We start from the raw sequence: 26175 nt of genomic DNA on the forward strand, positions 1-26175 counted from the left end.
AGTTGTCATGGAATTCATCCGTAGCCGTATCGAAACCCAGATCATGAGCCTGTCCGGCCTTTCGCTGGGCAAGCTCGACCTGGAAAACCCCAAGGGCGACCCTGGGCTCTTCGGCCCCGACTCGGTGAGCTGGCAAGTGCATGGCGACTTCAGCAGCATGCTCATCGGCGGTATCAGCGCCCTGATGCTGCAAGCCTTGCACCCGCTGGCGCTGGCCGGGGTCTGGGACCACTCGAACTTTCGTGAAGACATGCTCGGTCGACTGCGCCGCACCGGGCAATTCATCTCCGGTACCACCTTCGGCTCGCGTCAGGACGCCGACTGGCTGATCGAAAAAGTCCGCACCATTCACCTGCAAGTGGTCGGCACCGCGCTCGATGGCCGGCCCTACGCCGCCAGCGATCCGGACCTGCTGACCTGGGTCCATGTGGCCGAAGTCAGCAACTTCCTCGCCGCCCATTTGCGCTACCGCAACCCGAATCTTTCACCCGCTGATCAGGACCGTTACTACGACGAGATCGCCTTGGTCGCCGAGCGTCTGGGCGCTCGCGATGTTCCGCACTCACGCCGGGAAGTCGCCGAGTACCTTGAGCGAATTCGCCCACAGCTGCTCTGCGATGAACGCAGCCGCGAAGTGCTGCGGTTGCTCCTCGCTGCACCGTCACCCAGCCGTCTGGCCAGACCCTTCGGTGGGCTGATGATGCAAGCGGGTATTGATCTGTTGCCCGACTGGGCCAGTGACATGCTCGGTGTCCGCCAGAATCCGCTGCAACGCAAACTGATTCGCGCCAGCGTCAATCGCAGTGCCCCGATGCTGCGCTGGGCGGTGCGCAATGGTTCAGTGCAGCGGGCCAAGCGTCGTATGGGCCTGCCGACTTGAAAAAAACTTCAAAGCATCGCGAGCAGGCTCGCTCCCACAGGAGTTTTTTGTTGGTTGTATATTTTATGTACAACACAAAACCAGTGTGGGAGCGAGCCTGCTCGCGATAGCAGCACCTCGGTTTGGCACCAAGCTGTTAAACTCCCGCGCCAAATTCCCCAGCAAGGCGCTTTGCATGTCTTCCTTGAATCAGGCGCTGTGCGCCGCCCTCGATCATCGCCAAGACTTGCTCGCCGAGCTGCACTCGCAAGGCACCGACTGCTATCGGCTGTTCCATGGCAGCCAGGAAGGTGCCGGCGGCCTGACCGTCGACCGTTACGGCCCACAGCTGCTGGTCCAGAGCTTTCACCAGTCGCTGGAGCTCGATGACTTGCTCGCGTTGCACGCGACCATCAATCAGCGCCTCAACCTGGACACCCTGCTGGTCTACAACGACCGCTCACGGGGCAACTCGCGTATTGATCGCGAAGACACGGTTTACCGCGCCGAAGAAGCCGCGCTGGCCGACATGGTCGGCCACGAATGGGGCCTGAACTACCGGGTTCGTGGGCGCCACGCCGGGCAGGACCCTCTGCTGTTTCTCGACCTGCGCAATGCCCGCGGCTGGGTCAAGGACCACAGCGCCGACAAAAGCGTGCTGAACCTGTTCGCCTACACCTGCGGCGTCGGCCTCAGCGCTGCGGCCGGTGGAGCCCGGGAAGTGTGCAATCTGGATTTCGCCGAGGGCAACCTCGCCGTCGGCCGCGAGAATGGTCTGCTCAACCCGCAACTGCCAACCATGCAGTTCGTACAGTCCGATTACTTCCCGGCCATCCGCCAACTCGCCGGCCTGCCGATCAGCCTGCGCCGGGGACAGAAACTGCCCAGTTATCCGCGCCTGGAACAACGTCAATACGACCTGGTTCTGCTCGATCCTCCGGCCTGGGCCAAGAGTGCATTCGGCACTGTCGATCTGTTGCGCGACTATCAGAGCCTGCTCAAACCGGCGCTGCTGACCACCGCCGACGATGGCGTGCTGATCTGCTGCAATAACCTGGCAAAAGTCAGCATGGACGACTGGCGTGAGCAAGTGCTGCGCTGCGCAGAAAAAGCCGGACGCCCGGTGCGTGACTGGAAAGTGCTGACACCCGGCAGCGACTTTCCGTCGATGGATCAACAGCCGCCACTGAAAACTCTGATCCTGCAACTCTGACCTCTCGCGAAAAAAACCAGAAAATTGCTGTTCCAGGTGATTGCTTCGCAACCTTAATCGCGTGCCATACTCCAAGGCACTCCGGATCCAGATAGATGAAGCCACACATGCCCAAAGGATTGATTCGCGCCATCGGCGCCTTGTTGACCGCTGTCGCCCTTTATAGCCTGTTGGGGTTTCTGATTTTGCCGGGCATCGCCTTGCGAGTCGCCAATCAACAATTGGCCAACTACGCGACGGTGCCGGCGCACATTCAACGGATCGAGCTCAATCCCTTCAGCCTTGAACTGACGGTGTGGGGCCTGAATATCGGCGAGCCGGGCAAGGAACAGATCGCCTTCGAGCGCCTGTACGCCAACCTGCAAGTCGACAGCCTGTGGACCCGCGCACTGCACCTGGTCGATGTGCAACTGGACAAGCCGAAAACCGAGATTCTGTTCAACAAGGATGGCAGCCTGAACCTCACGCAACTGTTCAAGTTGCCAGCCAGTGAACCGACGCCCGCAGACCCGAACGCCAAACCTTTCCCGCTGCGCATCGACCGGATCAATCTGGCCGGTGGTTACGTGCACTTCCAGGATCTGCGCCCGAGCGAGCCGATCGAATTCCTGTACGACAAGCTCGACTTCGAACTGAAAAACCTCAGTACCCTGCCCGACGACAACGCCGCCATGACCCTGGTCGCTGCTGGCCCGGCCGGAGGTCAGATCGACTGGACCGGCCACATCAGCCTGGTGCCCATCACTTCCGAAGGCACGCTGAAAGTGACCGACGGCAAGATGAAGTCCTGGTGGCCTTACGTGCGTGATGCGTTACCGCTGGTTCTTGAAGACGGCACCCTGAACCTGAGCACCGATTACACGTTCAACCTGGACAAGGGAACCGAACTGCTGCTGAACAACACTTCGGTGAGCATCGCACCCTTCGCCATCAAGGCCCCGGATGGCCGGCCACTGGTGCGCCTTGAGCGCCTGGACGTCAGCGAGACCACGGTCGATCTGGCCAAGCAACAAGTGATCGTCGGCAAGATCCGCAGCCAGAAACTCGAAACCTGGGTCACCCGCGAAGCCGATGGCCAACTCGACTGGCAGAAACTCTTCGCCAGCCAACCGGCCAAACCCGCCACAAAACCCGAGTCAACCAAGGCCCCGGCTGCCGCAGACTCGCCGCAACCAAAACCCGACCCAGCTGCACCGAGCAAACCCTGGCAAGTACTGCTCAAGGATGTAGAGCTGCGCAACTATCAAGTGCACCTGGCCGACCGTCAGGCGCAACCGGCGGTGGCACTGGAACTCGGCCCACTGAACGTCGACGTGAAGAACTTCGATAGCCTCAATGGTTCGCCGTTCTCCCTCAAACTCGATACCGGGCTGGGCAAGCAGGGCAAGATTCTCGCGGACGGGGAAGTCAACCTCGCGCCGATCAGCGCCAAACTCAAAGTCCAGACCAAGGACATCGACCTGCGTGTCGCCCAGTCCTACATCAACCCGTTCATTCGTCTGGAGCTGCGTTCCGGGATGCTCGGCAGCGACTTGGCGGTTGACCTGAAAAGCACTGACCCACTGGCATTCAGCGTCACCGGCAGGGCCCAGGTCGATCAACTGCACACCCTCGACACCCTGAAAACCCGCGACTTCCTCAAGTGGCAGCAAGTGGTGGTCGAAGGCCTGAACTACCAACATGGCGACAGCCTGTCGATCGACAAGATCAACCTGTTTCAGCCGTATGTGCGCTTCATGATCAATGATGACCGCACCACCAACATCAATGACCTGCTGATCCCGCAATCGACCGACAGCGGCAGCAAAACCGTCGCCGCAAAACCTGCCGCGAGCAAAGACAAGCCACTGGGCATCCACATCGGTGGTATTGCCATCAACGACGGCTCGGCGAACTTCGCCGACTTCAGCCTGACACCGAACTTCGCCACTGCCGTTCAACAACTCAACGGCCAGATCGGCACCATCGACAGCCGCCAGGTCAAACCCGCCGCCGTCGACATCAAGGGTAAGGTCGACCGCTACGCCCCGGTGACCATCAAGGGCAGCGTCACCCCGTTCGACCCGATGGCCTCGCTGGATATCGCCACCAGTTTCAAACGGGTCGAACTGACCACCCTGACACCCTACTCCGGCAAGTTTGCCGGTTACCGGATCCGCAAGGGCCGACTCGATCTCGACCTGCACTACCAGATCACCAAGGGACAACTGAAAGCCGAAAACAAAATGGTCGTGGAACAGCTGCAACTGGGCGAAAAAGTCGACAGCCCGGACGCCGTGAGCTTGCCGCTGAAGCTGGCCATCGCGTTGCTCAAGGACAGCGATGGCAAGATCTCCATTGATCTGCCGATAACAGGCGATTTGAACAACCCGCAATTCAGCATAATGCCGATCATCTGGCAGACCCTGCGCAACCTGATCGTGCGCGCCGCCGAGGCCCCCTTCAAGTTCATTGGTGGACTGGTCGGCGGTGGCGGGGCCGAGGACCTGGGCAGCGTGTCGTTCGCCCCCGGTTCAAGCGAGCTGAGCAAGAACGCCGAGTCGGCGCTCGATACCCTGGCCAAAGCGCTCAAGGAGCGTCCGACCCTGCGCCTGGAAATCGAAGGCACCGCCGCCGAAAAGAGCGATGGCCCCTTGATTGCCGAACAGCGACTGGAACGTGAATACCAGTACAACTACTACAAAATGCTCCAGCGCCGCGGCGACAAAGTCCCTGCGCAAGCCTCGTTGCTGGAAGTCCCGGACAGCGAAAAAGGCCCGTTGCTCGAAGCCATTTACCGCACACGCCTGAAAACCCAGCCACCGGCCGAATGGACGCAACTGGGCAAAGCAGAGCGCACCGCCAAACTGCGCGAAGGTGTGATCAAGTTCTGGGCTTCAGACAACGTGCTGCTGCGCCAACTGGGTCAGGACCGCGCCAGCAGCATCAAGGACTACATGGTCGATAAAACCCAGTTGGCCGATGACCGGGTGTACTTCATCGACGCTAACCTGGGTGAGGCCGAAAGCGATGGCCGGGTCGTCACGCCAATGCATCTGGACGCGGAGTGAGTATGAACAACCGATTGCTGATCGGCCTGATACTGGCGCTTGCCGCCAGCCAGGCGTCGGCGGCCGATACCTTGCGCTGCGGCAGTCAGTTGATAAGCGTCGGTGATCGCGCCGGTGAAGTGCTGCAAAAATGCGGCGAACCGGTAGCACGCGACTCCTTGGGTTACAAACGTAGCCCCAACCGCCGGGAAGAGTTTCCGGTTGAAGAATGGACCTACGGCCCGAACAGCGGCATGTACCAATACCTGCGTTTTGAAGGCAACCGCCTGGTACAAATCACCAGCAAGCGCGGCAACTGAAGTTACTACTATCCATTGTGGGAGCGAGCTTGCTCGCGATAGCTGACTAACATTCAACATATAGGTTGAATGATGAATTGCTATCGCGAGCAAGCTCGCTCCCACATTGGTTCTGCAGGGTTCGTTGGATTCCCTTCTCCCGATTCAGGCGAGAAGCCTTGAGTCTTACTTGGTCATCAGGCCATCAGCCGAAACGGCTTTGACGCCTTTGATTTTCTGGGTGATAGCGACTGCCATATCTTTCTGGGATTGGGTCACGGCTACTTTCGACGATAGAGAAACTACGCCTTTGTTGGTTTCGACTTTGATGTCGGTGCCAGGAATACCTTTCTCGGTGACCAGATCGCTTTTCACTTTGGTGGTGATCCAGGTATCGGAAGTAGCTTCCTCGGCCTTGGTCATTTCACCGGCAGCGACCACCATCGGCGACTGAGTGGTTTGCGTGGTCTGCGCAAATGCAGCGTTGGCCATGGTCAGGGTCAGAGCGGTAGCAGTTGCGGCAGCGATAGCGAACGTCTTCATACGAGTAACTCCTGTTCTTCCGGAAAGTCTGCTGCATGCCTTCTCAGCAGGGTTAACAGAGACAGTGCGAAGGCTGTGCCAACTCCCGCATACAAATTAAAACCTTATAAATCAATACATTATCAAAAAATAAAACCCCCGGGATCATGCAAAATGCATGACCCGAGCGTTGTTGACATGCAAGTTGCGGCTTTTATCGAACGCTCAGGGTCATGAATCGCCGGGACTTTTTCGAATGACCGTGCGGCCACCAAAGTGCGGGCAATAAAATGCCTCGCGTCCGCAGAGGCGAGGCATTGATGCTTCGATGCAAGATCAGACGCCAGTGCAACCCTTGGGCGCGTAGTCCTGCAATACCGTGGTCCCGCAGCTCCAGCCAGTCGTTGCTGACCGCGTGAGTGTGATGGTTTTGCCGAGCACCGGTCCTGGTGCATTGAGAATCGTGCAGGCAATAGTGCCTACACCGGTGGCGGCAGTACCCGATGCCGTGATCGTGCAGTTACCGGTAGTTGCCGTGCCGTTGATCAGCGCCAGCGTCGGGTCAGTGCCCTGATTGATGATGTCTTCAAAAGGCACCTTCAGCGCCGAAATTTCCGCCACCCCCGCCGTCACCTTGGCCCGAGCCTGATATTTGGAATACATCGGCAACGCGAACGTCGCCAGAATGCCGATGATTGCCACCACGATCAGCAGCTCGATGAGGGTAAAACCTTTTTGATTATTCATAGAACAGGCTCCATGCATGAGGCGAAATCTCATGTCCTGAACAAGTCAAAGCACAGCACATGCCAAGCCTTTCGCCCCCTGTTTACAGGGTGTCAGACCGACATTAGCCCGGCGCGCACCCCGAGAAACCGCACTATCTGACACTTTTTGTCACCTCAAGAGCGCTGGTGGGGCTCCATCCGTTGACTAGGCTATAAGTCTTGAACTGTCTGTGTCTGGTATTCGAATGAATGACATCAACCTCAGCGGCCTGGCCAAGCAATTGGTGCTGGCAGAACTGCTCACTGACCACAGCGCGCATCAGGCGGATCAGCAAGCCCACCGCAATCGCATTTCCCTGGTCAGCTATCTGGTACAAAACAAACTGGTGAGCAGTCGCCAGGTTGCAGAAGTTGCCTGCGAACATTTCGGCGTCGCCTTCCTCGACCTCAACTGTCTCGACAAGGACACCCTGCCCAAAGAGCTGGTCAGCGAAAAACTGATTCGCCAGCACCACGCCCTGCCGCTCTGGCGGCGCGGCAACAAACTGTTCGTGGGCATTTCCGACCCGAGCAATCACCAGGCGATCAACGACATCCAGTTCAGCACCGGGCTTACCACCGAAGCGATCCTGGTCGAAGACGACAAACTCAATGACGCCATCGAAAAGTTCTTCGATACCCACAGCTCCGGCCTGGAAGACATGGACGACGTCGACCTCGAAGGCCTGGACATCGAGGCCATCGACGACCAGCGCCAGGACACCATCACCGGCCAGGACTCCGACGATGCCCCGGTGGTGCGCTTCGTCAACAAGATGATGCTGGACGCGATCAAGGGCGGTTCCTCGGACCTGCATTTCGAACCCTACGAAAAATCCTACCGGGTGCGGGTACGTACCGACGGCATGCTGCGCGAAGTTGCCAGGCCGCCGATTCAACTGGCCAACCGCATCGCCGCACGCCTCAAGGTGATGGCCAGCCTGGACATCTCGGAACGTCGAAAACCCCAGGACGGGCGGCTCAAGATGCGCCTGTCGAAAAGTAAATCCATCGATTTTCGGGTCAACACCCTGCCAACGTTGTGGGGCGAAAAAATCGTGATCCGGATTCTCGACCCGTCCAGCGCACAGATGGGCATTGACGCGCTGGGTTACGAGCCCGATCAGAAAGACCTGTACATGGCGGCGCTCAAACAGCCTCAAGGGCTGATTCTGGTCACCGGGCCGACCGGTTCAGGGAAAACCGTATCGCTGTACACCGGGCTGAATATCCTCAATACCGTCGACATCAATATCTCCACCGCCGAAGACCCGGTAGAGATCAACATGGAAGGCATCAATCAGGTCAACGTCAATCCCAGGCAGGGCCTGGACTTCGCTCAGGCGTTGCGTTCATTTCTGCGCCAGGACCCGGACGTCATCATGGTCGGCGAGATCCGCGACCTGGAAACCGCCGAAATTGCGATCAAGGCTGCGCAAACCGGACACCTGGTGCTGTCCACCCTGCACACCAACAGCGCGGCGGAAACCCTGACTCGCCTGCACAATATGGGCATCCCGGGGTTCAACATCGCCACCGCCGTGCACCTGATCATTGCCCAGCGCCTGGCTCGCAAGCTTTGCAGCCACTGCAAAAAAGCCCTCTCGATTCCCGATGAAACCCTGATCAAGGAAGGCTTCCCTCGGGAACGCATCGGCTCCTTCACGATCTACGAACCCGCCGGTTGCGAACACTGCAACAACGGTTACAAAGGGCGAGTCGGCATTTATGAAGTCGTGAAAAACACCCCGGAGCTGCAACGGCTGATCATGGCTGAAGGCAATTCTCTGGAAATCGATACCCAGATGCGCAAGGACGGCTTCAACGACCTGCGCACCTCGGGCCTGCTCAAGGCCATGCAGGGCGTCACCAGCCTTGAGGAAATCAACCGGGTCACCAAGGATTGAGTCATGGCGGTCAAAGCAATCAAGGTCAATCTGTACGCCTGGGAAGGCACCGACAAGAAAGGCAGCAAAATAGCCGGCGAGCTGAGCGGTCATAACCCGGCCGTGATCAAGGCGCAGCTACGCAAACAAGGCATCAACCCGGGCAAGGTGCGGAAAAAAACCGCCTCGCTGTTCAGTGCCGGTAAACGTATCACGGCATTGGACATTGCCCTCTTCACCCGGCAAATGGCGACCATGATGAAAGCCGGCGTGCCCTTGCTGCAGTCGTTCGACATCATCGGCGAAGGCTTCGACAACCTGAACATGCGCAAACTGGTGGATGAGGTGAAACAGGAAGTCGCCGCCGGCAACAGCTTCGCCACCGCACTGCGGAAAAAGCCGCAGTACTTCGATGAGCTCTACTGCAATCTGGTCGATGCGGGCGAACAGGCCGGCGCCCTCGACACGCTGTTGGAGCGGGTTGCGACCTACAAGGAAAAAAGCGAAAGCCTCAAGGCCAAGATCAAAAAAGCCATGACCTATCCGCTGGCCGTGGTTATTGTCGCAGTCATCGTCACCGGCATTCTGCTGGTCAAAGTGGTCCCGCAGTTTCAGTCGGTGTTTTCCGGATTCGGCGCAGAACTCCCGGCCTTCACCGTGATGGTGATCGGTCTCTCCGAGTTCATGCAGGCGTGGTGGTGGCTATTGCTGGGTGGCCTGATTGTCGGGTTTCTGGGCTTTCGCCACGCGCTCAAACGCTCACAACGCTTTCGCGACTGGCTGGACACTCATCTGCTGAAACTGCCGATCATCGGAACGCTGCTCTACAAATCGGCAGTGGCCCGTTATGCCCGCACATTGTCGACCACCTTCGCTGCGGGCGTGCCCTTGGTCGAAGCCCTGGATTCGGTGGCTGGCGCCACTGGCAATATCGTCTTCAAACGGGCGGTTTTACGCATCAAGCAAGATGTCTCCACCGGCATGCAGTTGAACTTCTCGATGCGCACCAGCGGGGTTTTCCCCAACATGGCCATTCAAATGGCTGCCATTGGTGAGGAATCCGGTGCACTGGACGACATGCTCGACAAGGTTGCGACCTACTATGAAGCTGAAGTCGACAATATGGTCGATAACCTCACCAGCCTGATGGAACCCTTCATCATGGTGGTGCTCGGCGTCATTGTCGGCGGGCTGGTGGTTGCGATGTACCTGCCCATTTTCCAACTCGGCACAGCGATCTGAACATGCCCTTGAGTGAGTTTCTGGCCGGTTACCCACTGGCGTTTGTTGTCATCACACTAGTGCTCGGACTGGTGATCGGCAGTTTTCTCAACGTGGTGGTCTGGCGTCTGCCGAAAATGCTTGAGTACGACTGGCGGCAACAAGCTCTGGACGTACTGGATTTACCGCCCGAAGCACCGGGTCCGACCTACAACCTGATGCTGCCGCACTCGCAGTGCCCGCATTGCGCGCATCGAATCCGCGCCTGGGAAAACATTCCGCTGCTCAGTTACCTGGCACTGCGCGGCCGCTGCTCAAATTGCAAAGCGCCGATCAGTGCACGCTACCCTTTGACCGAACTGGCCTGCGGCGTGCTGTCGGCGTTTGTCGCCTGGCACTTCGGCTTTGGTTGGCAGGCGGCGTGGGTGCTGGTCTTGAGTTGGGGGTTGCTGGCGATGTGTCTGATCGACGCCGACCACCAATTGCTGCCGGATGTGCTGGTGTTGCCGTTGTTGTGGCTGGGGTTGATTGTCAACAGCTTCGAGCTCTTCGTATCCTTGCAGGCGGCGATGTGGGGCGCGGTGGCCGGCTATCTGCTGCTGTGGTCGGTGTATTGGCTGTTCAAACTGATGACCGGCAAGGAAGGTATCGGTCACGGAGACTTCAAGCTCCTGGCGCTGCTCGGTGCCTGGGGCGGCTGGCAGATTCTGCCGCTGACGGTCCTGCTTTCATCACTGGTGGGCGCCGTGGGGGGAGTGATTTTACTGCGCCTGAAAGAGGTCAAAACCTCGACGCCGATCCCCTTCGGACCGTATCTGGCAATTGCCGGCTGGATTGCCTTGCTCTGGGGTGGTCAAATAACCGACTTCTATTGGCAGTTTGTCGGTTTCAAATGAATACCCCTGTGGAAAAACCCTGGATTCTCGGCCTGACCGGTGGCATCGGCAGCGGCAAAAGCGCAGCGGCCCGGCATTTCATCGATCTGGGCGTGCATGCAGTGGACGCCGATCATGCCGCACGCTGGGTGGTTGAACCCGGTCGCCCGGCGCTGGCGCAAATTGCCGAGCACTTCGGTGCCGGCGTGCTGCAAGCCGACGGTCAACTGGATCGCGCCGCACTGCGCAAACTGATCTTCGAAGTACCCGAAGAACGCCGCTGGCTCGAAGCGTTGCTGCATCCGCTGATCGCTCAGGAAATCGCAGCGCACCTGGCACGCGCACAATCACCTTATGCGATTCTGGTGTCGCCGCTGCTGATCGAGTCCGGGCAGTACAAAATGACCCAACGAGTGCTGGTGATCGATGCACCAGAACACTTGCAGATCGAACGCACCTTGCAGCGCGACCAGACCAGCGAACAGCAGGTTCAGGCGATCCTCAAGGCCCAGTCCAGCCGTCAGGACCGCATCAGCCATGCCGACGATGTGGTGGTCAACGACCGCGACCTCGCCTGGCTGCACAGCGAAGTCGAACGCCTGCATCACTTTTACCTTACTTTGCGTGGAGGCCAGTCATGAGCCAACCCCCTGTCGTCGAATGTCCAACCTGCGGCGCCCCTGTTGAATGGAGCGAGACCAGCACCTTCCGGCCGTTTTGCTCGGACCGTTGCAAACTGATCGATCTGGGCGCCTGGGCGTCGGAAGAACACAAGATTCCGGTCAGCCCGGATGCTGAAGATGATCTGTTTACGGAAGATTTCGACCCGCGTCACTGATCCCCGGCATCAGGGGCGCATGCAGCCATAATCCAGTTCGTTATCAAGGCTTGTCGTCGTCCTTCCAAGGCGCCGACAAGTAACGCGTACGATTGAAGGTCTCCAGCCACTCGGGACAGAACACCACCAGCGCACTGATCACCATGCCGTTGATGAACGCCTCGGGGAAGATGATCAACCACAGATAACCGACAAAATCCTCCAGCCATTCCGGCATCGCAAAACGCTCGTCGAACCACAGCAAACCCAGCCCCAGCAAAAGACAGAGCAACGCCGAGAGTGCGGCGGCCAAAAAGCCTGAGCAGAAGATATACACAAAGGGATTACGCGGTTGCGCCCGCTCCACCAGAATCGCGCAACATTCGGTGACCAGCACCGGCAACAGGATCAGCAACGTGCCATTGACCCCCATTGCGGCCAGATCCTGACGCCCGAGCAGCACCAGCCCCACCTGCGCAACCAGCCCGCCGACAATCGCCAGCGGCCAGTCCAGCAGCAACGTCACCGCCGTCATGCCAATAAAGTGGTAGGACACGCCGGTATCGAAATCCCGTCGCACCAGCCAGAGTATGAACAGCGAGAACACAGTGCCGAACAGCAAATGCTGACGTCGACTGTCGGTGAACAGTTCGACCCATGGTGCTCGCGCAACGGCCCAGATCAGCACCGGCACGTAGATCAACCAGCCGAGCGTGAGGGTTTCGGGTGATAGTAATCGGGCACCGATCATGAGGGTAAATCCTTCGACTCCATAGCTGTCTCCTTGGCAACAGCCCCATACGCAGCAGTCTACACCGCCCCCAAATCGTGCCACTCGATGCAAAGCTTCAGCTTGTCGCATTTGGACGCTAAGCTTGGCCTATGGATGACTCAGATTATTTGCGCCTGCTGACCATCGCGGCCGAGCAAGCCAACGCGTTCCTTTCCAATGCCCGCAAATGGGAGCGTGAGCGTTGGGTCTGCCAACGCCTGCTGCAAGGCTTGAACATTCCCTACCGCGTCGACGAATTCAGCCCTGCCGGGGAGCCGCCGGACGTTCTGTTTCGCGAGGCGAATTTCGAGGTGTTCTTCGTGCTCGACGAAGGTCGACGGCTCAATGACGAGTGGCGCGACGAGCTACAACGCCGGCGCAGTGCCTTCTCCCTGAGCCAACTGGTACGCCGCGAAGCCAAACCCAGGCGCATTCCCGCCAACGAGTTCTTGCTGAGACTGGCGCCGACCTTGCGCAAAAAAGCGCACAACTACAAAGAACGCGGCATGGACCTGGGCGAACTGGACATCATCGCCTTCGCCAGCCTCAAGCGCGAAGTACTCGACCTCAACAGCCACTTCCCGCCGCCCACCGAATACCTGCGCCAGGGCTGGCGCTCGCTGTCACTGGTGGGCCCGACCTTCGCCCGGGTGCTGTTCGCCCACCCCGAGGCGCCGGACTTTCTGCGCGGCAACCTGGGACGCAGCATCCTCTTCGACGTCGGGATCAGCCTGTGAGCGTCGGCCCCTTCCCTGCCTGCGGCTATGCTCCGTTCACAGGGGAATAAATTCCCTGTAGCTTCTACACATTCAGCAACGTCTACCCCTGACGAGGCCCACGATGACCAGCCGCCTGAAACCCGACGACCAACAGCATGTCGAAGACTACCTGCAACTGTCCCAGAACCGAGTCGAGCGCCGGCCTTTCCGGCCGTGGATGCTCCTCGTGGTGGTATTGGCAGTGACAATTGGCCTGGGCCTGCTGAGCCGACTTATCAGTTACCTGACGCTATGAGCTGCATCGCGCTCGCTCGGGTAATTGCACCGATTTCCTTTAGCCTTGCGAGATATCCCCATGACTCATCGTATTGTCATCGTTGGCGGCGGCGCCGGCGGTCTGGAGTTGGCTACCCGTCTGGGTAAGACTCTGGGCAAGCGTGGCACGGCCAGTGTGATGCTGGTCGACGCGAACCTGACCCACATCTGGAAACCGCTGTTGCATGAAGTGGCGGCAGGTTCCTTGAACTCTTCCGAAGACGAACTCAACTATGTCGCCCAGGCAAAATGGAACCACTTCGAGTTCCAGCTGGGGCGCATGAGTGGGCTCGATCGCGCACAGAAGAAAATCCAGCTGGCCGCCACCTACGACGAAAATGGCCTGGAACTGGTGCCGGCACGCGAGGTGGCTTATGACTCGCTGGTGATTTCGGTCGGCAGTACCACCAACGATTTCGGCACTCAGGGTGCGGCGCAGCACTGCCTGTTCCTCGACACCCGTAAACAGGCCGAGCGCTTCCATCAGCAATTGCTCAACCACTACCTGCGCGCCCACGCCGGGCAATCCGATGCGGTGCAACAGATCAGCGTGGCCATCGTCGGCGCTGGCGCCACTGGCGTCGAACTGGCGGCGGAACTGCACAACGCGGCCCACGAACTGGCGGCGTACGGCCTGGACCGGATTCTTCCGGAAAACATGCACATCACCCTGATCGAAGCTGGCCCACGGGTGTTGCCTGCCCTGCCGGAGCGGATCGGCGGCCCGGTGCATAAAACCCTGGAAAAACTCGGGGTCACGGTGCTGACCAACGCGGCGGTCAGCGAAGTCACCGCCGATGCGCTGATCACTGCCAGCGGCCAGGAGATCAAGGCCAGCCTGAAAGTCTGGGCGGCCGGGATTCGTGCACCGGGTTTCCTCAAGGATATCGACGGCCTGGAAACCAACCGGATCAATCAGCTGCAAGTGCTGCCGACCCTGCAAACTACCCGCGACGAAAACATCTTCGCCTTCGGTGACTGCGCGGCCTGCCCACAACCCGGCACCGATCGCAACGTGCCGCCACGTGCGCAGGCGGCACACCAACAAGCCTCGCTGCTGGCCAAATCCTTGAAACTGCGCATCGAAGGCAAGGCGCTGCCTGAGTACAAGTACACCGATTACGGTTCCTTGATCTCGCTGTCGCGTTTTTCGGCTGTGGGTAACTTGATGGGCAACCTGACTGGCAGCGTGATGCTCGAAGGTTGGCTGGCGCGGATGTTTTACGTGTCGCTGTACCGTATGCACCAGGTCGCGCTGTACGGCCCGTTCCGCACGGCGATGCTGATGTTGGGCAGCAAGATTGGCCGTGGGACCGAGCCGCGTCTGAAGCTGCACTGACAAAGCCAATAAGGTGGGAGCGAGCCTGCTCGCGATAGCGGACTGCCAGTCAACCCAAGTGTTGACTGACCTACCGTCATCGCGAGCAAGCTCGCTCCCACATTTTTTTATCGCTCAAATTTACACCTGAAAGCGCCGAACCATACCCTGCAACGCGTTGGCCAGTTTCGACAGTTCATGGCTGGAAGCGCTGGTCTGATCCGCACCCGCCGCAGAACGCACCGACAAATCACGGATGTTCACCAGATTGCGGTCGACTTCCCGCGCCACTTGCGCCTGTTCTTCGGCGGCACTGGCGATCACCAGATTGCGCTCGTGAATTTCATGCACCGACGCGGTGATGGTTTGCAGGGCTTCGCCCGCCCGCTCGGCCAGTACCCGCGTACTGGCGGCACGCGAGGCACTGGCCTGCATGGACTCGAGTGCCAGGCTCGAGCCGCTGCGCATGCCCTGCACCATCTGCTCGATTTCCTGGGTCGACTGCTGCGTGCGATGCGCCAGCGCGCGCACTTCATCGGCCACCACCGCAAAACCTCGCCCGCTCTCCCCCGCGCGTGCGGCTTCGATCGCGGCATTTAGCGCCAACAGGTTGGTTTGCTCGGCAATGGCGCGAATTACATCCAGCACCTTGCCGATGTCCTGGGATTGGTTGGCCAGCGACTGCACCAGTTCACCAGTGTGTTGCACATCGCAGGCCAGGGCGCTGATGGCACTGGTGGTTTCGCTGACCCGCTCCTGACCCAGATGCGCCGACTCACTGGACTGGCGGGTCGCATCGGAAGTCGACACCGCATTGCGCGCGACTTCTTCCACCGCGGTGGTCATTTCCGTGACGGCGGTGGCGGCTTGTTCGATCTCGTTGTTCTGCTGCTGCAGGTTCTGGGTACTGTCGAGGGTTACTGCGTTCAACTCATCCGCCGCCGTGGCCAATTGCGTGGCCGAACCGCTGATGCCTTGCAGGGTTTCCCGCAGGTTCTGCTGCATGGTCGCCAGCGCCTTGAGCAAACGGCTGACTTCGTCGTTGCCATGAGTTTCGATGGGTTGGGTCAGGTCGCCCCGCGCCACGTTTTCGGCTGCATTCAGGGCTTCGGTCAGAGGGCGCACGATGCTGCGGGTCAGCAACATGGCGAGTCCGACAGTGGCCAGAGCGGCCAGACCGATGAACAGACTGACAATCAGGCGCGAGGTTTGGTAATGCGCTGCGGAGTTCTGGCTTTCAGTGGCGACCTGTTTGGCGAACAGTTCCGCCAGGTCATTGAGCTGCTTGCCGGAACCGTCGACCACGGTTTTCATGTCGACCAGCAGCAGCTTGGTCAGCTCGTCACGCCGACCTTGCTCGGCCAGGACGAAGGACTGGGCGATGCCCGAACGATAGGCCGCGAAGGTTTTCTTGAACTGGTCATACAACCCTTTGCCTTCGGCGGTGGTGACCAGTTTGTCGTAGGCAGCGATCTTGTCGCTCAGCTCCTTGTCGCGGGTGTCCATCTGGCTGCGGTACTGCGCAATGTTCTTCAGATCCGGATCCAGGGCCATGCGCAGGGAAATGGTCCGGATGCGCAACATGATCTCGCGGATCTCGTCGCCACCACGAATGCTCGGCAGCCATTGGTTCTCTACCGCGACCTCACTGTCGCGGATGCTCGACATCTGCCCCAGCGCGAACACGCCGAGCAAGGCGACCAGCACCGCAATAAGGGCAAATCCCAACGCTGCGCGAGGAGCGATATTCAACTGACGAAGCAACATAACGAGCGCCCTTTTTCTTGTCGTGGCTTGAGTAAAGGGGCGTTACTGCGGCAGTCCCCCGTCAACTCGTTATCGGCAAGTTGTACGATGACTTGAAGATGACGGGGATTTTTCAACAGACAAAAAAAATCCCCGTATCTTTCGATACGAGGATTTTTAATATGGGTCGGGGTAAGGGGATTCGAACTCCTGACATCCTGCTCCCAAAGCAGGCGCGCTACCGGACTGCGCTATACCCCGGTAAAAAAAAGGCACCCTTCAAAAAGAGCGCCTTCTTCGATCAGCGCTTTTGGCCTCTGATCTTAAGATTCGATTCCAGCGCTAACTGGTTTCAAAAATGGTGGGTCGTGTGGGATTCGAACCTACGACCAATTGGTTAAAAGCCAACTGCTCTACCAACTGAGCTAACGACCCAAAAATGGTCGGGGTAAGGGGATTCGAACTCCTGACATCCTGCTCCCAAAGCAGGCGCGCTACCGGACTGCGCTATACCCCGGTTTGAAATTGGCTCCGTGACCAGGACTCGAACCTGGGACCCAATGATTAACAGTCATTTGCTCTACCGACTGAGCTATCACGGAACTACACATTTCAATTACAACTGTGAAGCTTGCTTCACCTCTTCGACCCGTTCGCATCGCTGCGTTCGTGTGTCTGAGGCGCGCTATTCTACAATCTTAAACACCTCTGTCAACCCCCTAAATTGCTTTCAAGACAATGATTTGCAACTTATTTCAGATTTCTACTTGGGGAGTAGAAACCCTTGGGGCGACTTACTGCGGGGCGCACTTTACAAGCCTTTTCCTTACAGTTCAACACCCTAAGAAAAAAAAGGCCCCGCGATGCGGGGCCTCCTCCATTACCGTGCCGCGAACGCTCAGTTGAAAACGATTTCGTCGTTCGCAACGGTGGCCGTCACGGTGGCGCCCGGCAGGAAACTGCCGGACAGAATCAGCTGAGCCAGCGGGTTTTCGATCCAGCGCTGGATCGCTCGTTTGAGCGGCCGTGCGCCATAGACCGGGTCGTAACCCACTGCAATCAACTTATCCAGCGCCTCGCTGCTCAAGTTCAGTTTCAGCTCACGCTCGGCCAGACGGCTGCGCAGACGACCCAACTGAATCTCGGTGATGCCGGCAATCTGATCACGGGCCAACGGTTCGAAGATCACCACCTCGTCGATCCGGTTGATGAACTCCGGACGGAAGTGCGTCGACACTGCATCCATCACCGCCGCACGTTGCGCCTCGCGATCACCGACCAGCTCCTGGATCTGCACCGAGCCCAGGTTGGACGTCATGACGATCACCGTATTGCGGAAATCCACGGTACGCCCGTGACTGTCGGTCAGACGGCCGTCTTCCAGCACTTGCAGCAATACGTTGAACACGTCCGGGTGGGCCTTCTCGACCTCGTCCAGGAGGATCACCGAGTAGGGCTTGCGACGCACCGCCTCGGTCAGGTAACCGCCCTCCTCGTACCCTACGTAGCCCGGTGGCGCCCCGATCAGCCGCGCCACGGAATGTTTCTCCATGAATTCGGACATATCGATGCGCACCATCGCCTCTTCGGTATCAAAGAGGAACTCGGCCAAGGCTTTGCACAACTCGGTTTTACCGACACCGGTCGGGCCGAGGAACATGAACGAACCGCTTGGGCGATTCGGGTCGGACAACCCGGCACGCGAACGGCGCACTGCATTGGCCACCGCCACCACCGCTTCGTTCTGACCGATCACGCGCTGGTGCAACAGGCTTTCCATTTTCAGCAGCTTGTCGCGCTCGCCTTCGAGCATTTTCGACACTGGAATTCCGGTCCATTTCGACACGACTTCAGCGATCTCTTCTTCAGTCACCTTGCTGCGCAGCAACTGGTTTTCGCTCTTGCCGTGCTGATCGACCATTTGCAGGCTGCGCTCCAGATCCGGGATCACCCCGTACTGCAATTCAGCCATGCGGTTAAGGTCGCCTTTGCGGCGAGCAGCTTCCAGTTCCTGACGGGACTGCTCGATTTTCTGCTGGATCTGCGCAGAGCCCTGCACTTCGGCTTTTTCCGAATTCCAGATTTCTTCGAGGTCCGAATACTCACGCTCGTGACGAACGATTTCTTCCTGGAGCTTTTCAAGACGCTTCTTCGCCGCTTCGTCGTCTTCTTTCTTCAGCGCCTGGGATTCAACCTTGAGTTGAATCAAACGCCGCTCCAGACGATCCAGCACTTCCGGCTTGGAGTCGATTTCCATGCGAATGCGGCTGGCCGCTTCGTCGATCAGGTCGATGGCCTTGTCCGGCAACTGACGGTCAGTGATATAGCGATGGCTCAGCTTGGCGGCTGCAATGATTGCGCCGTCGGTGATCGCCACCTTGTGGTGAACCTCGTAGCGCTCTTTCAGGCCACGCAAAATCGCAATGGTGTCTTCTTCACTCGGCTCGTCCACCAGCACTTTCTGGAAGCGCCGCTCAAGGGCCGCGTCCTTCTCTATATATTGGCGATACTCATTGAGCGTGGTCGCGCCGACGCAATGCAACTCGCCACGGGCCAGAGCCGGTTTGAGCATGTTGCCAGCATCCATCGAGCCTTCGCCTTTACCAGCGCCGACCATGGTGTGCAGTTCGTCGATGAACAGGATGATCTGACCTTCCTGCTTCGACAGTTCGTTGAGCAGGGATTTCAGGCGCTCTTCGAACTCGCCACGGTACTTGGCACCGGCAATCAGCGCGCCCATATCCAGCGACAGCAAGCGTTTGCCTTTCAGGCCATCCGGCACTTCGCCATTGATGATGCGCTGGGCCAGGCCTTCGGCGATCGCGGTTTTACCCACGCCAGGCTCACCGATCAGCACCGGGTTGTTTTTGGTACGGCGTTGCAGAACCTGAATGGTCCGGCGAATTTCGTCGTCACGGCCAATCACCGGATCGAGCTTGCCTTCTTCGGCGCGCTTGGTCAGGTCAATGGTGTATTTGTCCAGCGCCTGACGCGACTCCTCGTGATTGGCGTCATTCACCGCTTCGCCGCCACGCAGGTTGTTGATCGCGTTTTCCAGGGCTTTTTTGCTGACGCCCTGACCCAGCAACAACTTGCCGAGCTTGCTGTTCTCGTCCATGGCGGCGAGCAGTACCAGCTCGCTGGAGATGAACTGGTCACCTTTCTGCTGGGCCAGGCGATCGGCCTGGTTGAGCAGACGCGCCAAATCCTGCGACATGTTCACGTCGCCGGTGGGATTCTGGATTTTTGGCAGATGGTCGAGCTCTTTGCTCAACTCTTTGCGCAGGCTGTTGATGTCAAAACCGACTTGCATCAGCAACGGCTTGATCGAGCCGCCCTGCTGTTCAAGCAGCGCTTGCATCAGGTGCGCAGGCTCAATGCCTGGATGATCGAGGCCGACAGCCAGCGATTGAGCATCGGATAAGGCTAACTGTAATTTGCTGGTTAAACGGTCTATACGCATTGGTCACCTTCCTTTTGAGCAGGCCGGAGCGATGGACACACCTAAATAGAGAAACCTGCCAGATACCCCACTAGATGCGGTCGATTCTGGAAGATTCAAGCGTCGTGCAGTTGATGCAGGTCAGCTAAGTCTAGCGCTCGAGCCAGACCAGGGAGGCAAACCGACCGGTGCGATGACTGCGGCGGTAAGAAAAGAAGCGTGGATCGGTCACAGTACAGAAGCCGCCACCGTACACGGCGGTAACGCCGCATTGCGCCAGACGCAGGCGCGCCAGCAGATAGATGTCGGCCATGAACTTACCGGCATTGTGACTCGGGACAAAAGCCTGAGCGGCTTCAGGAAGTTGCTGGACAAAGACCTCGCGAACTTCCGGGCCGACTTCGAAGGCTTTCGGACCGATGGCAGGTCCCAGCCAGACGAGCACCTCGGCAGGGTCTACGGCCAGGCTTTCGACAGTTGCCTCAAGCACACCCGCCGCCAGACCGCGCCAGCCGGCGTGAGCGGCGGCGACGCGAGTACCGGCGCGATCACAGAACAATGCTGGCAAACAGTCGGCCGTCATTGCCGCGCAGGCGATGCCCGGCGTGGCAGTCCAGCTCGCGTCAGCCGTCGCGACGGTAACCGGGTCAGCATGGGCCACGGCAATGCCGTGAACCTGTTGCAACCAGGCCGGTTGAATAGAAAAGTGATCGGTCAGACGTCGGCGATTCTCGGCGACAGCCGCAGGGCTGTCCTCGACATGCTCGCCCAGGTTGAGACTGTCGAACGGCGCCAGGCTGACGCCGCCCGCTCGGGTGGTGACGCAGGCTTTCACCCTGGCCGGCGCGGGCCAGTCAGGAATCAGCCAGTCAATCATCCGATGAACGCCTCACGGTCTTGCTTGAGCAGCGACAGCAACCAGACGAAATCGTCCGGCAATGGCGATTCCCAGCTCATGCGCTTACCGGTGGTCGGATGATCCAGTTCCAGGAAACGCGCATGCAGCGCCTGACGCGGGAAATGTTTCAGGGATTCGACCATCGTCACACTGGCTGCCGGCGGGATACGGAAACGACCGCCGTAGGCAGGATCTCCGACCAACGGGAAGTTGATGTGGGCCATGTGCACGCGAATCTGGTGCGTACGACCGGTTTCCAGCTTGACCCGCACGTGAGTGTGGGAGCGGAAACGCTCGAGCACGCGGTAATGACTGACCGCCTGCTTGCCGCCTTCCATCACCGCCATACGCTGACGCTGCTGGCCGTGGCGACCGATCGGCGCGTTGATCTTGCCGCCGGCGGTGACCACACCGATCACGATGCATTCGTAGATCCGGCTGACGCTGCGGCTCTGCAACTGTGTGACCAGCTGCGTCTGCGCCTGAATGGTCTTGGCCACCACCATCAGACCGGTGGTGTCCTTGTCCAGACGGTGCACGATACCGGCGCGCGGCACATTGATGATGTCCGGCACGTGGTGCAGCAAGGCGTTGAGCAAGGTGCCGTCGGCGTGACCGGCAGCAGGATGCACCACCAGGCCCGCAGGTTTGTTGATCACCAGGATGTCGTCATCTTCATAGACGATGTCCAGGGCGATGTCTTGAGCGATCCATTCTCCTTGAGCTTCCTGCTCGGCAGTCAGCTCAAGGATGGCGCCGCCATGGACGATGTCTCGCGGGCGGATAACCGCTCCATCCACAGTCAGGCGGCCGTCTTTGATCCAGGCGGAAAGGCGCGAGCGCGAGTGCTCAGCGAATAATTGTGCGGCGACTTGATCGAGGCGTTGGCCGCCCAATTCGGACGGCACCTCTGCGCGAAGTTCAATTTTATCGGACATGCTCAGACTAGGCGTCGGCACAGCCTTTGGTTTCGGCTGCGCGCTTGTGGTTAAATACGGCGTCTTTTGCCCCGAGGCTTTTCAACGGGGTACTCATCATAACAGGACGGCCCCGCCCAAGACAGCGGCCGTCATAGGGACGCAAGCCGCCATGCAAGTGAAACACCTGCTGCTGATCGCCATCCTCGCATTGACCGCTGCTTGCTCATCGAAGGAAGTCGTCGACGAAAACCTCAGCGAGGTCGAGCTGTACCAGCAGGCTCAGACCGACCTGAACAACAATAGCTATACCAGCGCCACAGCCAAGCTGAAGGCTCTGGAATCGCGTTATCCGTTCGGTCGCTACGCGGATCAAGCTCAACTCGAGCTGATTTATGCGAACTACAAGAACGCCGAGCCTGAGGCTGCCAAGTCTGCCGCCGAGCGTTTTATCCGTCTGCACCCGCAGCACCCGAACGTCGATTACGCGTACTACCTCAAGGGCCTGACCTCCTTTGATCAGGACGTCGGTCTGATGGCGCGTTTCCTGCCGCTGGACATGACCAAGCGTGACCCGGGTGCCGCACGTGACTCCTACAACGAGTTCGCCCAGCTCACCAGCCGCTACCCGAACAGCCGCTACGCGCCTGACGCCAAGCAACGCATGATTTATCTGCGTAACCTGCTGGCGTCCTACGAAATCCACGTGGCCGACTACTACCTGACCCGTCAGGCTTATGTCGCAGCGGCCAACCGCGGTCGTTATGTGGTGGAAAACTTCCAGGAAACCCCTTCGGTCGGTGACGGCCTGGCGGTGATGGTCGAGGCCTACCAGCGTCTGCACCTGGACGAACTGGCCAACAGCAGCCTGGAAACCCTGAAGCTCAACTACCCGAAGCACCCGACCCTGGTCGACGGCCAGTTCGTGCCGCGCGTTGCCGAAGCCGACAACCGCTCGTGGTTGAGCAAGGCCACCCTGGGTCTGATCGAATCCCGTCCACCGCTGCCGCCGGGCGAAACCCGCGCCAACCAGGACGTGATGAAGCAGTTCCAGGATGCCAAGGACGCGATCCCTTCCGACCTCAAGCCTAAGGAAGGCGATGCAGTTGAAGAACCGCAGCACGAGGCCGAAGGTACCCACAGCGACCGCTCGTGGTTCAGCCGCCTGACCTTCGGTGTGTTCGACTGACACCCGCCAGGTACCAAAAAGGGAGACTTTCGAGTCTCCCTTTTTTATTTCCGCGTTTTATTGCGCTGTGCGCGTCCGTAGTCCTTGGCTAAACTGCCTGATTACTCATCGCAAAGCGGCCTCACCATGCTTCGTTTACTGTTCTGGATTGCCCTGATTGCTGCTGCCGTATGGTTCTGGCGCAAGTTCAAACGCCCCGTCGACACCGCCTCCCGTACGCCCAGCGAACAAGATGCGCCGCCCATGGTTCGCTGCGCCCATTGCGGTGTTCACCTGCCACGCGACCGCGCGCTGAGCCTTCAACAACAGTGGTATTGCAGCCAGGCTCACCTTGAGCAAGGCCCGAGCTCACGTGATCGCTGAGACCTCAAGTCCCGGCGGCAAACAGGCCCAGCGACTGCTGCGTCTCTATCATCTCTACCGTTTAAGCATCGGCATCCTTCTGGTGCTGTTGATCTCCAGCAACCTGGACAGCCAGTTGCTGGAGTTCGCCAACGACGACCTGATGCGCACTGGCAGCTGGGGGTATTTGATTCTGAATATCCTGCTGCTGGTGTTTCTGCAGAACCCCAGACAATCCGCACAAATCTTCAGCCTCGCGCTGGCCGATATCCTTCTGCTGTCGGTGTTGTTCTATGCCGCCGGTGGCGCGCCCAGCGCCATCGGCAATCTGCTGATTGTGTCGGTGGCCATCAGCAATGCGCTGCTGCGTGGGCGCATCGGCCTGCTGCTCGCGGCCGTTGCCAGTATCGGCATCCTCTCCGTGAGTTTCTACCTGAGCGGCAGCCATCCGACCGGCGCCAATCACTACTTGCAAGCCGGCACCCTCGGCGCACTGTGCTTTGCCGCAGCGTTGCTGGTGCAGGGTCTGACCCGACGAGTGGAGATCAGCGAGAGCCTGGCCGAGCAACGCGCCAGCGAAGTAATGGGCCTGGAAGCGCTCAATGCGCTGATCCTGCAACGCATGCGCACCGGCATCCTGGTGCTCGACAGCGAGCGCCGGGTTCAGTTGGCCAATCACAGCGCCTTGAGCCTGTTTGGTCAGGAACGCCTCGACGGCCAGCTCATCGACGATTACTCGACAGCCCTGGTCGAGCGCCTGCAACTCTGGTTCAACAACCCGACCTTGCGCCCACAAAGCCTGAAAGTCGCCCGTACAGGCCTGGAGCTGCAACCGAGTTTTATTGCACTGGGCCTGAACGAACAACGTCAGACCCTGGTATTTCTCGAAGACCTTGCCCAGGTCGCGCAACAAGCCCAGCAACTCAAGCTCGCAGCACTGGGCCGACTGACCGCCGGGATTGCCCATGAAATCCGCAATCCATTGGGCGCCATCAGCCATGCGGCGCAGTTGCTGAACGAGTCTGAGGAACTGATGGGCGCGGATCGGCGTCTGACGCAGATTATTCAAGACCACTCTCAACGCATGAACCGAGTGATAGAAAACGTCCTGCAGCTTTCACGCCGCCAGCAAACCGTAGCGCAACGGCTCGACTTGAAGTCGTGGCTGGAGCAGTTCGTGCGCACGGTGCGCGAGGGTGCGACAGATCGGCAGCACATTCATCTGAGTACCGGCGCAGGGCCGTTCACCACATTGATGGACCCTGACCAACTGACTCAGGTGCTCGACAACCTGCTGCGCAATGCCTGGCGTCACAGCGCCCTTGTGCACGAGCAGGCCGAGGTCTGGCTCAGGCTTTTTGTTGACCCTGACAGCCAGCTTCCCACCCTTGATGTGCTGGACAACGGCCCCGGCGTTTCAGCGGAGCAGCAAGCGCATCTGTTCGAACCTTTCTTCACCACCAGTAGTCAGGGCACTGGCCTGGGTCTCTATCTGTCCCGTGAGCTGTGCGAAAGCAACCAGGCCCGCCTAGACTTCAAACCACGCCAAGGCGGCGGCTGCTTTCGCATCACCTTTGCTCACGGACGGAAACAAAGTTGAAGACAAGCCCACGGCAAAAAGTCCTGATCGTCGATGACGAACCGGATATTCGCGAACTACTGGAAATCACCCTCGGCCGAATGAAGCTCGACACGCTGAGCGCGCGTAATGTCGACGAAGCGCGGAGCCTACTGGCCAATGAACGGTTCGACCTGTGCCTGACCGACATGCGCCTGCCCGACGGCAACGGCCTGGAGTTGGTGCAGCACATTCAGCTGAGCCATCCACAAGTCCCCGTGGCGATGATCACCGCTTATGGCAGCCTCGACACCGCCATCAACGCGCTGAAAGCCGGGGCCTTCGATTTCCTGACCAAACCAGTGGACCTGACTCGGCTGCGGGAGCTGGTGGTCAGCGCCCTGCGCCTGCCGGTCGCCAGCGGCGCTACCAGCGCCATCGAGCGCCGCCTGCTTGGCGACTCATTGCCCATGCGCAGCCTGCGCAAACAGATAGACAAACTGGCGCGCAGCCAGGCGCCGGTGTACATCAGCGGCGAGTCCGGCAGCGGCAAGGAATTGGTCGCCCGGCTGATTCATGAACAAGGTCCACGCAGCAGCCAGCCGTTTGTGCCGGTCAACTGCGGGGCGATTCCGTCGGAATTGATGGAGAGCGAGTTTTTCGGTCATCGCAAAGGCAGTTTCAGCGGCGCCATCGAAGACAAGCCCGGGCTGTTTCAGGCGGCCAACGGCGGCACCCTGTTTCTCGATGAAGTGGCCGACTTGCCGCTGGCGATGCAGGTAAAACTGCTGCGAGCGATTCAGGAGAAGGCTGTACGCAGCATCGGCGGACAGCAGGAAGCCATCATCGATGTGCGAATACTCTGCGCCACCCACAGGGATCTGGACGCCGAAGTGGCCGCCGGGCGCTTTCGACAGGATTTGTATTATCGGCTGAATGTGATCGAACTGCGCGTCCCGCCGTTGCGCGAACGCCGTGACGACATCGAGCTGCTGGCCAGTCATGTACTCAAGCGTCTCGCGGCAGGCAGCGGCTTGCCGGCCGCCCATCTCCATCCGCAAGCCCTCGATGCACTCAAGCAGTACCGTTTTCCGGGCAACGTCCGTGAGCTGGAGAACATGCTCGAACGCGCGTACACCCTTTGTGAAAACAAGCAGATCGAAGCCAGCGACCTGCGTCTGACAGACGGTAATTGCAGTGCCGAAACCGGATTGCCGGACCTGACGAAAATCGACAATCTTGAGCAGTATCTGGAAAACGTCGAACGCAAACTGATTCTCCAGGCCCTGGAAGAAACCCGCTGGAACCGCACAGCAGCGGCCCAGAGGCTGAATCTGTCGTTTCGGTCGATGCGTTACAGGCTGAAGAAATTAGGGCTGGATTGAGGCCTTAAAAGATCGCAGCCTTCGGCAGCTCCTACGGGATTGGGGTCCATCCGCACCATTTTGGGTGTACCCGGTCGGCGTAGGAG

23 protein-coding genes and 4 tRNA genes are annotated in these 26175 nt (G+C 59.2%); 16 read left to right on the forward strand and 11 right to left on the reverse strand.

The features are described 5' to 3' along the window. Window positions 1-7: 7 nt before the first annotated feature. From AC1RKH_RS16970 to AC1RKH_RS16985, 4 genes are all read left to right on the forward strand, one after another. Window positions 8-880: an oxygenase MpaB family protein gene (locus AC1RKH_RS16970; protein ID WP_493064432.1), complete on the forward strand. Its 873-nt coding sequence runs from the start codon at window positions 8-10 to the stop codon at window positions 878-880. Between the two features lie 175 nt (window positions 881-1055). Next, window positions 1056-2072 (forward strand): class I SAM-dependent rRNA methyltransferase, encoded by a 1017-nt coding sequence (locus tag AC1RKH_RS16975; protein WP_493064433.1) that lies wholly within the window; start codon window positions 1056-1058, stop codon window positions 2070-2072. A gap of 107 nt (window positions 2073-2179) precedes the next feature. Then, entirely contained in the window at window positions 2180-5122 is a 2943-nt protein-coding gene (locus AC1RKH_RS16980) for a DUF748 domain-containing protein (protein ID WP_493064434.1), read from the forward strand. Between the two features lie 2 nt (window positions 5123-5124). Further along, complete coding sequence (locus tag AC1RKH_RS16985; RefSeq protein WP_123423626.1) at window positions 5125-5421, forward strand: DUF2845 domain-containing protein; 297 nt, start codon at window positions 5125-5127, stop codon at window positions 5419-5421. A gap of 165 nt (window positions 5422-5586) precedes the next feature. Here AC1RKH_RS16985 and AC1RKH_RS16990 read toward each other — a convergent pair whose 3' ends face one another. Further along, window positions 5587-5943 (reverse strand): BON domain-containing protein, encoded by a 357-nt coding sequence (locus tag AC1RKH_RS16990; protein WP_123423625.1) that lies wholly within the window; start codon window positions 5941-5943, stop codon window positions 5587-5589. A gap of 315 nt (window positions 5944-6258) precedes the next feature. Further along, the gene (locus AC1RKH_RS16995; RefSeq protein ID WP_401122159.1) at window positions 6259-6669 is read right to left on the reverse strand and encodes a pilin; all 411 of its coding nucleotides are present in this window, start codon (window positions 6667-6669) and stop codon (window positions 6259-6261) included. 226 nt (window positions 6670-6895) lie between these two features. Here AC1RKH_RS16995 and pilB point away from each other — a divergent pair, with 226 nt between their 5' ends. From pilB to yacG, 5 genes are read left to right on the forward strand one after another with little or no spacing between them, the layout of a single operon-like run. After that, a complete protein-coding gene (gene pilB, locus AC1RKH_RS17000; RefSeq protein ID WP_123423623.1) occupies window positions 6896-8596 on the forward strand; it encodes a type IV-A pilus assembly ATPase PilB in 1701 nt (566 codons plus the stop codon). A gap of 3 nt (window positions 8597-8599) precedes the next feature. After that, window positions 8600-9817 carry a type II secretion system F family protein gene (locus AC1RKH_RS17005; protein WP_493064435.1) on the forward strand — a complete coding sequence of 406 codons (1218 nt, stop codon included), beginning with the start codon at window positions 8600-8602 and terminating at the stop codon, window positions 9815-9817. A 2-nt stretch (window positions 9818-9819) separates the two neighbouring features. After that, on the forward strand, window positions 9820-10692 hold the full coding sequence (locus AC1RKH_RS17010; protein ID WP_493064436.1) for a prepilin peptidase: 873 nt from the start codon (window positions 9820-9822) through the stop codon (window positions 10690-10692). Beyond that, on the forward strand, window positions 10689-11312 hold the full coding sequence (gene coaE / locus AC1RKH_RS17015) for a dephospho-CoA kinase (RefSeq protein WP_493064437.1): 624 nt from the start codon (window positions 10689-10691) through the stop codon (window positions 11310-11312). Before AC1RKH_RS17010 ends, coaE begins: the two co-directional genes overlap by 4 nt. After that, entirely contained in the window at window positions 11309-11509 is a 201-nt protein-coding gene (gene yacG, locus AC1RKH_RS17020) for a DNA gyrase inhibitor YacG (RefSeq protein WP_493064438.1), read from the forward strand. The genes coaE and yacG overlap by 4 nt, the downstream gene beginning before the upstream one ends. 43 nt (window positions 11510-11552) lie before the next feature. Here the strand turns inward: yacG and AC1RKH_RS17025 are convergent, their stop codons facing one another. Then, window positions 11553-12239: an energy-coupling factor ABC transporter permease gene (locus tag AC1RKH_RS17025; protein ID WP_493064439.1), complete on the reverse strand. Its 687-nt coding sequence runs from the start codon at window positions 12237-12239 to the stop codon at window positions 11553-11555. Window positions 12240-12370: 131 nt separating this feature from the next. Between AC1RKH_RS17025 and AC1RKH_RS17030 the strand changes: the two genes are divergently transcribed. From AC1RKH_RS17030 to AC1RKH_RS17040, 3 genes are all read left to right on the forward strand, one after another. Then, window positions 12371-12997 (forward strand): DUF1780 domain-containing protein, encoded by a 627-nt coding sequence (locus tag AC1RKH_RS17030; protein WP_071553268.1) that lies wholly within the window; start codon window positions 12371-12373, stop codon window positions 12995-12997. Between the two features lie 103 nt (window positions 12998-13100). Continuing rightward, complete coding sequence (locus tag AC1RKH_RS17035; protein WP_123423616.1) at window positions 13101-13274, forward strand: DUF3094 family protein; 174 nt, start codon at window positions 13101-13103, stop codon at window positions 13272-13274. A 60-nt stretch (window positions 13275-13334) separates the two neighbouring features. Continuing rightward, window positions 13335-14633 (forward strand): NAD(P)/FAD-dependent oxidoreductase, encoded by a 1299-nt coding sequence (locus AC1RKH_RS17040; protein ID WP_123423615.1) that lies wholly within the window; start codon window positions 13335-13337, stop codon window positions 14631-14633. 120 nt (window positions 14634-14753) lie between these two features. Here the strand turns inward: AC1RKH_RS17040 and AC1RKH_RS17045 are convergent, their stop codons facing one another. The 8 genes from AC1RKH_RS17045 to rluD all read right to left on the reverse strand — a co-directional run bounded on the left by AC1RKH_RS17045 (window position 14754) and on the right by rluD (window position 21636). Continuing rightward, the gene (locus AC1RKH_RS17045; protein ID WP_493064440.1) at window positions 14754-16379 is read right to left on the reverse strand and encodes a methyl-accepting chemotaxis protein; all 1626 of its coding nucleotides are present in this window, start codon (window positions 16377-16379) and stop codon (window positions 14754-14756) included. Window positions 16380-16545: 166 nt separating this feature from the next. Next, window positions 16546-16619 (reverse strand) — tRNA-Pro (locus AC1RKH_RS17050). A 98-nt stretch (window positions 16620-16717) separates the two neighbouring features. Beyond that, a tRNA-Lys gene (locus tag AC1RKH_RS17055) sits at window positions 16718-16793 on the reverse strand. Between the two features lie 5 nt (window positions 16794-16798). Beyond that, a tRNA-Pro gene (locus AC1RKH_RS17060) sits at window positions 16799-16875 on the reverse strand. A 9-nt stretch (window positions 16876-16884) separates the two neighbouring features. After that, window positions 16885-16960: transfer RNA gene (locus tag AC1RKH_RS17065), tRNA-Asn, on the reverse strand. A gap of 296 nt (window positions 16961-17256) precedes the next feature. Continuing rightward, entirely contained in the window at window positions 17257-19821 is a 2565-nt protein-coding gene (gene clpB / locus AC1RKH_RS17070; protein ID WP_123423613.1) for an ATP-dependent chaperone ClpB, read from the reverse strand. Window positions 19822-19951: 130 nt separating this feature from the next. Next, window positions 19952-20677, reverse strand: coding sequence for a peptidoglycan editing factor PgeF (pgeF, locus tag AC1RKH_RS17075; RefSeq protein WP_493064442.1), 726 nt, complete (start codon window positions 20675-20677; stop codon window positions 19952-19954). Further along, a complete protein-coding gene (gene rluD, locus AC1RKH_RS17080; RefSeq protein ID WP_123423611.1) occupies window positions 20674-21636 on the reverse strand; it encodes a 23S rRNA pseudouridine(1911/1915/1917) synthase RluD in 963 nt (320 codons plus the stop codon). The genes pgeF and rluD overlap by 4 nt, the downstream gene beginning before the upstream one ends. Before the next feature lie 151 nt (window positions 21637-21787). Here rluD and AC1RKH_RS17085 point away from each other — a divergent pair, with 151 nt between their 5' ends. The 4 genes from AC1RKH_RS17085 to AC1RKH_RS17100 all read left to right on the forward strand — a co-directional run bounded on the left by AC1RKH_RS17085 (window position 21788) and on the right by AC1RKH_RS17100 (window position 26089). Then, the gene (locus tag AC1RKH_RS17085; RefSeq protein WP_493064443.1) at window positions 21788-22804 is read left to right on the forward strand and encodes an outer membrane protein assembly factor BamD; all 1017 of its coding nucleotides are present in this window, start codon (window positions 21788-21790) and stop codon (window positions 22802-22804) included. Between the two features lie 126 nt (window positions 22805-22930). Beyond that, complete coding sequence (locus tag AC1RKH_RS17090) at window positions 22931-23167, forward strand: PP0621 family protein (RefSeq protein WP_493064444.1); 237 nt, start codon at window positions 22931-22933, stop codon at window positions 23165-23167. Further along, the gene (locus AC1RKH_RS17095) at window positions 23157-24746 is read left to right on the forward strand and encodes a sensor histidine kinase (RefSeq protein WP_493064445.1); all 1590 of its coding nucleotides are present in this window, start codon (window positions 23157-23159) and stop codon (window positions 24744-24746) included. The genes AC1RKH_RS17090 and AC1RKH_RS17095 overlap by 11 nt, the downstream gene beginning before the upstream one ends. Continuing rightward, window positions 24743-26089 carry a sigma-54-dependent transcriptional regulator gene (locus AC1RKH_RS17100; protein ID WP_493064446.1) on the forward strand — a complete coding sequence of 449 codons (1347 nt, stop codon included), beginning with the start codon at window positions 24743-24745 and terminating at the stop codon, window positions 26087-26089. Before AC1RKH_RS17095 ends, AC1RKH_RS17100 begins: the two co-directional genes overlap by 4 nt. The last annotated feature ends 86 nt before the right edge of the window (window positions 26090-26175 follow it).

The organism is Pseudomonas sp. GW822-FHT06B12 (assembly GCF_058799675.1).

Coding starts and splice junctions, on each gene's coding strand:
- AC1RKH_RS17045 (WP_493064440.1), bottom strand. CDS start 16,379: ATGTTGCTTCGTCAGTTGAATATCGCTCCTCGCGCAGCGTTGGGATTT.
- pilB (WP_123423623.1), top strand. CDS start 6,896: ATGAATGACATCAACCTCAGCGGCCTGGCCAAGCAATTGGTGCTGGCA.
- AC1RKH_RS16970 (WP_493064432.1), top strand. CDS start 8: ATGGAATTCATCCGTAGCCGTATCGAAACCCAGATCATGAGCCTGTCC.
- AC1RKH_RS16985 (WP_123423626.1), top strand. CDS start 5,125: ATGAACAACCGATTGCTGATCGGCCTGATACTGGCGCTTGCCGCCAGC.
- AC1RKH_RS17030 (WP_071553268.1), top strand. CDS start 12,371: ATGGATGACTCAGATTATTTGCGCCTGCTGACCATCGCGGCCGAGCAA.
- AC1RKH_RS17040 (WP_123423615.1), top strand. CDS start 13,335: ATGACTCATCGTATTGTCATCGTTGGCGGCGGCGCCGGCGGTCTGGAG.
- rluD (WP_123423611.1), bottom strand. CDS start 21,636: ATGTCCGATAAAATTGAACTTCGCGCAGAGGTGCCGTCCGAATTGGGC.
- coaE (WP_493064437.1), top strand. CDS start 10,689: ATGAATACCCCTGTGGAAAAACCCTGGATTCTCGGCCTGACCGGTGGC.
- AC1RKH_RS17085 (WP_493064443.1), top strand. CDS start 21,788: ATGCAAGTGAAACACCTGCTGCTGATCGCCATCCTCGCATTGACCGCT.
- AC1RKH_RS16995 (WP_401122159.1), bottom strand. CDS start 6,669: ATGAATAATCAAAAAGGTTTTACCCTCATCGAGCTGCTGATCGTGGTG.
- AC1RKH_RS17090 (WP_493064444.1), top strand. CDS start 22,931: ATGCTTCGTTTACTGTTCTGGATTGCCCTGATTGCTGCTGCCGTATGG.
- AC1RKH_RS17035 (WP_123423616.1), top strand. CDS start 13,101: ATGACCAGCCGCCTGAAACCCGACGACCAACAGCATGTCGAAGACTAC.
- AC1RKH_RS17005 (WP_493064435.1), top strand. CDS start 8,600: ATGGCGGTCAAAGCAATCAAGGTCAATCTGTACGCCTGGGAAGGCACC.
- AC1RKH_RS16980 (WP_493064434.1), top strand. CDS start 2,180: ATGCCCAAAGGATTGATTCGCGCCATCGGCGCCTTGTTGACCGCTGTC.
- clpB (WP_123423613.1), bottom strand. CDS start 19,821: ATGCGTATAGACCGTTTAACCAGCAAATTACAGTTAGCCTTATCCGAT.
- yacG (WP_493064438.1), top strand. CDS start 11,309: ATGAGCCAACCCCCTGTCGTCGAATGTCCAACCTGCGGCGCCCCTGTT.
- AC1RKH_RS16990 (WP_123423625.1), bottom strand. CDS start 5,943: ATGAAGACGTTCGCTATCGCTGCCGCAACTGCTACCGCTCTGACCCTG.
- pgeF (WP_493064442.1), bottom strand. CDS start 20,677: ATGATTGACTGGCTGATTCCTGACTGGCCCGCGCCGGCCAGGGTGAAA.
- AC1RKH_RS17025 (WP_493064439.1), bottom strand. CDS start 12,239: ATGATCGGTGCCCGATTACTATCACCCGAAACCCTCACGCTCGGCTGG.
- AC1RKH_RS17010 (WP_493064436.1), top strand. CDS start 9,820: ATGCCCTTGAGTGAGTTTCTGGCCGGTTACCCACTGGCGTTTGTTGTC.
- AC1RKH_RS16975 (WP_493064433.1), top strand. CDS start 1,056: ATGTCTTCCTTGAATCAGGCGCTGTGCGCCGCCCTCGATCATCGCCAA.